The sequence below is a fragment of the Terrabacter sp. GCM10028922 genome (assembly GCF_042666095.1).
Lineage (GTDB): Bacteria > Actinomycetota > Actinomycetes > Actinomycetales > Dermatophilaceae > Terrabacter.
On the sequence record NZ_JBHTFG010000037.1, the window covers coordinates 2,751 to 6,708 of the forward strand.

Below are 3,958 nucleotides of genomic sequence, written 5' to 3' on the forward strand. Positions count from 1 at the left end.
CCGTTCGGGGTCCAGGGCGGACGTCGGTTCGTCGAAGAGCATGACCTGCGGGTCCATCGCCAGGGCGCGGGCGATCGCGACGCGTTGCTGCTGCCCGCCGGACATCTGCCACGGGTAGTGCTCGCCGTGCCCCTCGAGCCCGACGCTGGCCAGCAGCGACTCGGCCCGCTCGCGGGCCTGGCGTTTCGCGGTGCCCTTGACCAGGACCGGGCCGGACATGACGTTCTCGCGGGCGGTCATGTTCGGGAACAGGTTGAACGACTGGAACACCATCCCGATCCGGGTCCGTTGCGCGGCGATCTGCTGGCGGGTCAGCGCCTGGTAGCTGCCCTGCTCCTCGCGGAAGCCGAGGTCCTCGCCGTTGACCCGCAGGATCCCGCGGTCGATCTCCTCGAGCCCGTCGACACAGCGCAGCAGGGTCGACTTGCCCGACCCGCTGGGCCCGATCAGGCAGACGATCTCACCGCAGCGCACGTCCAGGTCGATCCGGTCCAGCACCACCCGGTCCCCGAAGGACTTGCGCAGGGCACGCGCGTACACCGTGCCCACGCCATCCACCCCGCCCTTGGCCGGGTTGGTGGGGTTGGTTGTCACGCTGGTGGTCGGGTTGGTGGTCACGTTGGTCATGTCGGTCATGTCGGTCACCTCGCCTCACTGGTCAGGGCCGCGTCGAGTGGGAGCGGGGGTGCTCCGGCGCCGGTGGCGACGCGGGACTTCGAGCGGGAGTACTTCTTCTCGATCAGTGACTGCGGGTAGCTCAGCGCGAGGGTCATGACCAGGTACCACAGGCAGGCCACGATCAGCAGCGGGATCGTCTGGTAGGTCCGCGCGTAGATCAGCTGCACGCTCTGCAGCAGCTCGGCCACCCCGAGGACGCTGACCAGCGAGGTCTCCTTGAACATCCCGATCACCTGGTTGCCCACCGCCGGGACCACGCTCGGCATCGACTGCGGGATGATGATCCGCCACAGCTTGGTCCGCCCGCTCATCCCGAGCGAGTCCGCGGCCTCGAGCTGGCCCTTGTCCACCGAGGCGAACCCGCCCCGGATGATCTCGGCCAGGTACGCGGCCACGTTCAGCGACAACCCGACGATGGCCGCCGTCGTCGCGCTCATCAACGCGTTGACATCGACCGCCTGCGAGACGTCCGTGAACGGGATCCCGACGCTGATGTTCGGGTACAGCGCAGCGATGTTGAACCAGAAGATCAGCTGGACCAGCACCGGCGTACCCCGGAAGAAGGTGATGTACCCGGAGGCGAGCAGCCTCACCGGGCGCACCTTCGAGACCCGCAGGATCGCGATGACCAGCCCCAGGATCGTCCCGAAGAACATCGTCAACGCGGTCAGCACCAGCGTCAGCACCAGCCCCTTGAGCACCGTGGCGGCGGTGAAGTACTGAGCCACGACGTCCCACTGGTAGTTCTCGTTGCTCACCAGCGTGTACGCCACGCCGCCCCCGACCAGCACGCAGAGCGCCCAGCCGGCGTACTCCAGCACCCCGCGGCGGTGCACCCGCCGTTTCTCGGTAGCCTCCACGCGACCCACCTCCTCCGTCGGCGCCTTCGGCGCAAGATTGATGGTCGACGCCATGGTGTTACTTCAGCAGCTCGGAGGTCGGGATCGCGCCGGTGCCCAGGCCCCACTTCTCCAGCGTGGCCTTGTACGCCGGCCCGGCCATCAGTGACTGCATCGCCGCGTGCAGCGCCGGGCCCAGCCCCGAGGTCTTGGCCGTGCCCAGCGCGACGATGTTGTTGCCGACCTTCTTCTTGTACCGCTGCGGGAACAGCTCGAACGCCTGCGGCTGCTGCTTGGCCGCCCAGGCCAGCGGCGCCGTGTCGTAGAAGACGCCCTCGACACGCTTGGACGCCAGCTGCGTCAACGCGGCCTGCACGTTCGGCAGCACGATCGCCTCCACCGCCGGCTTGCCCTGCGCCTGACAGTCAGCCGAGATCTGCGGCAGGTACTTCTCCGCCTGCGTGGCCCCGGTCAGCACCGCGATCTTGTGCCCGCACAGGCTCATCTGCTCCGACATCGACAGCTTCAGCGGGTTGCCCGGGACGATCATCAACGAGGACCCGGCAGACCAGTACGTGATCATGTCCAGCACCTTGAGCCGCTCCGGCGTCGGGCTCATGTTCGTGGCCGTGAAGTCGAAACGACCCGCGGCCAGCCCGGGGATCACCGTGTCGAACGAGACGTTCTTGATCTCCAGCTTCAGCCCCAGCGTCTTCGCGATCAGCGCCGCGATGTCGACGTTGTAGCCGATCGGCGTCTTGTTGTCCGTGTCCAGGTACGAGGTCGGCGCGTTGTGCAGGTCCGCCGCCATCGAGATCGTGCCCCGCGCCTTGACCGCCGCCGGCAACAGCGCCACCGCCGCCGGGTCGGCCGTCACCTGCGAGACCACATCCGCGGTCGGAGCCGCATCCGCCGCACCCGCCGCGTCCCCGGCACTCGACCCGCCGCAGGCCGTGGCCGTCAGCAGCACGATCGGCCCCAGGGCCGCAACACACAGCCGTCGCCTCGAGCTCATCATCGTCTTGAATCCTTCACGCGTAGCTCCATTGATACGGGTCATGTCGAACTTCCTTCGTTGGTGGTCGGGAGCACTCCCGGCCGGTCAGCATTGATGTGGAGATGCCGCTGCGTCGTCGTGTGACGCCTATTGCGGCTGTGAGCTGGGGTGGATGTGTACGGGACGACGGTGCGGACGGCATACGCCGGTTCAGATGCCGCCTTCTCGCCCGCTCCGAAGCAGGGCAACGACGTCGTCGAGAGGCACGGCGAGGGCGCGCTCCACGTTGACCCAGTCGTCACGGGCGTGGTCCAGGAGGTAGTCGCGCCGTTCCGGCACGAGCACCGCCCGCCAGTTGGTGATCAGCGCGCGGAGCGTGAGCCGCGCCAGCGCAGCCACGGGGAGCAACGCGAGCTCCGAGTCCCTGATCGGCCGTGCGCGCTCGTAGCCGACCATGAAGGCGCAGGCGTCCCTCCACGGCTGACCCGGCTCACGCCCGAGCAGGTTCGCCATGGCCACTGCCGGGTCGCAGATCACGGCACTGTGCACGGTGTCACCGAAGTCGATCACCGCGGCGACGAAGTCGTCGCCCTGCGGGTCGACCACGACGTTGTGAGGGCTGTAGTCGCCGTGGATCACCTGGGTCTCGAGGTCGTCCAGTCTCGGGACGATGGCGTCGTCGAAGAGCCGGAACACCTCTCGAGCCAGCTGCCGGTGCTCGGCATTGGTCGTGTGCGCCAGAAGCCCCGTCAGGTGGTGGAAGTGCTGCGTGTCCCAGATCAGCCCTCGCCGGGCTGCCGGATGGTGGAACCCCTTGAGCGCCAAGTCGATCCGCCCGAGGACCTCGCCCACCTTCGCGAGCTGAGTGGCGTCCGGACTCGTCCTCGCCAGGACGGCACCGTCGACGAAGTCGAACACTCGCAGGACCCTGGTCCTGCCGTCGTCGCTCTCGAGGACCACGTTGTCGTCACCGTCCGGGGTGAGCACCACCCGCTGGATCGGCAGCTCCGGAGCAGTGTCCTGGAGAAAGCGCATGACGGCGGTCTGCAGAGCGACCACCATCTCCGGCTCGGAGGGGGGTGAGACCTTCACGAGATAGCTGCCTGCCTCAGCCCTGAGGATGAACGAGTCATCCTTCTCCGTAGCCAGACGCTCGAGCTGTCCGCCGATGTGGAAGTGCTGTTCGAGCAGCAGGCCGACCAGGGTGCTGTCGACGGGCTCATGAGACGACGCCAAGCCGCTCTCCTCGAGGAGCCGTCGCCCCGTCTTCAGTGACGTTGAGGTGCCCACGATGGTCCTTTGGCTATCGGTCGCTCAGAGGTGGTTCTTGGCGACCGTGGCGAAGGTCTCGAGGAACCGGGTGGCGTCGGCGGTGGTGAAGGCCAGTGGGGGTCGGATCTTGAGGGTGTTGGCGCTTCTGCCGGTGCCGCTGAGCAGGACGCGG

4 protein-coding genes are annotated in these 3,958 nt (G+C 67.7%); all 4 read right to left on the reverse strand.

Going from position 1 to position 3,958, the window contains the following annotated elements; genetic code table 11:
• On the reverse strand, nt 1-636 hold a 636-nt coding region (locus ACFQU3_RS24400; protein WP_385914793.1), incomplete at its 3' end, for an amino acid ABC transporter ATP-binding protein.
• 5 nt (nt 637-641) lie between these two features.
• The gene (locus ACFQU3_RS24405; protein WP_385914796.1) at nt 642-1,538 is read right to left on the reverse strand and encodes an amino acid ABC transporter permease; all 897 of its coding nucleotides are present in this window, start codon (nt 1,536-1,538) and stop codon (nt 642-644) included.
• A 58-nt stretch (nt 1,539-1,596) separates the two neighbouring features.
• On the reverse strand, nt 1,597-2,487 hold the full coding sequence (locus ACFQU3_RS24410) for an ABC transporter substrate-binding protein (RefSeq protein ID WP_385914799.1): 891 nt from the start codon (nt 2,485-2,487) through the stop codon (nt 1,597-1,599).
• A 237-nt stretch (nt 2,488-2,724) separates the two neighbouring features.
• Nucleotides 2,725-3,750, reverse strand: a complete 1,026-nt coding sequence (locus ACFQU3_RS24415; RefSeq protein ID WP_385914802.1) for a phosphotransferase — start codon at nt 3,748-3,750, stop codon at nt 2,725-2,727.
• Nucleotides 3,751-3,958 lie beyond the last annotated feature (208 nt).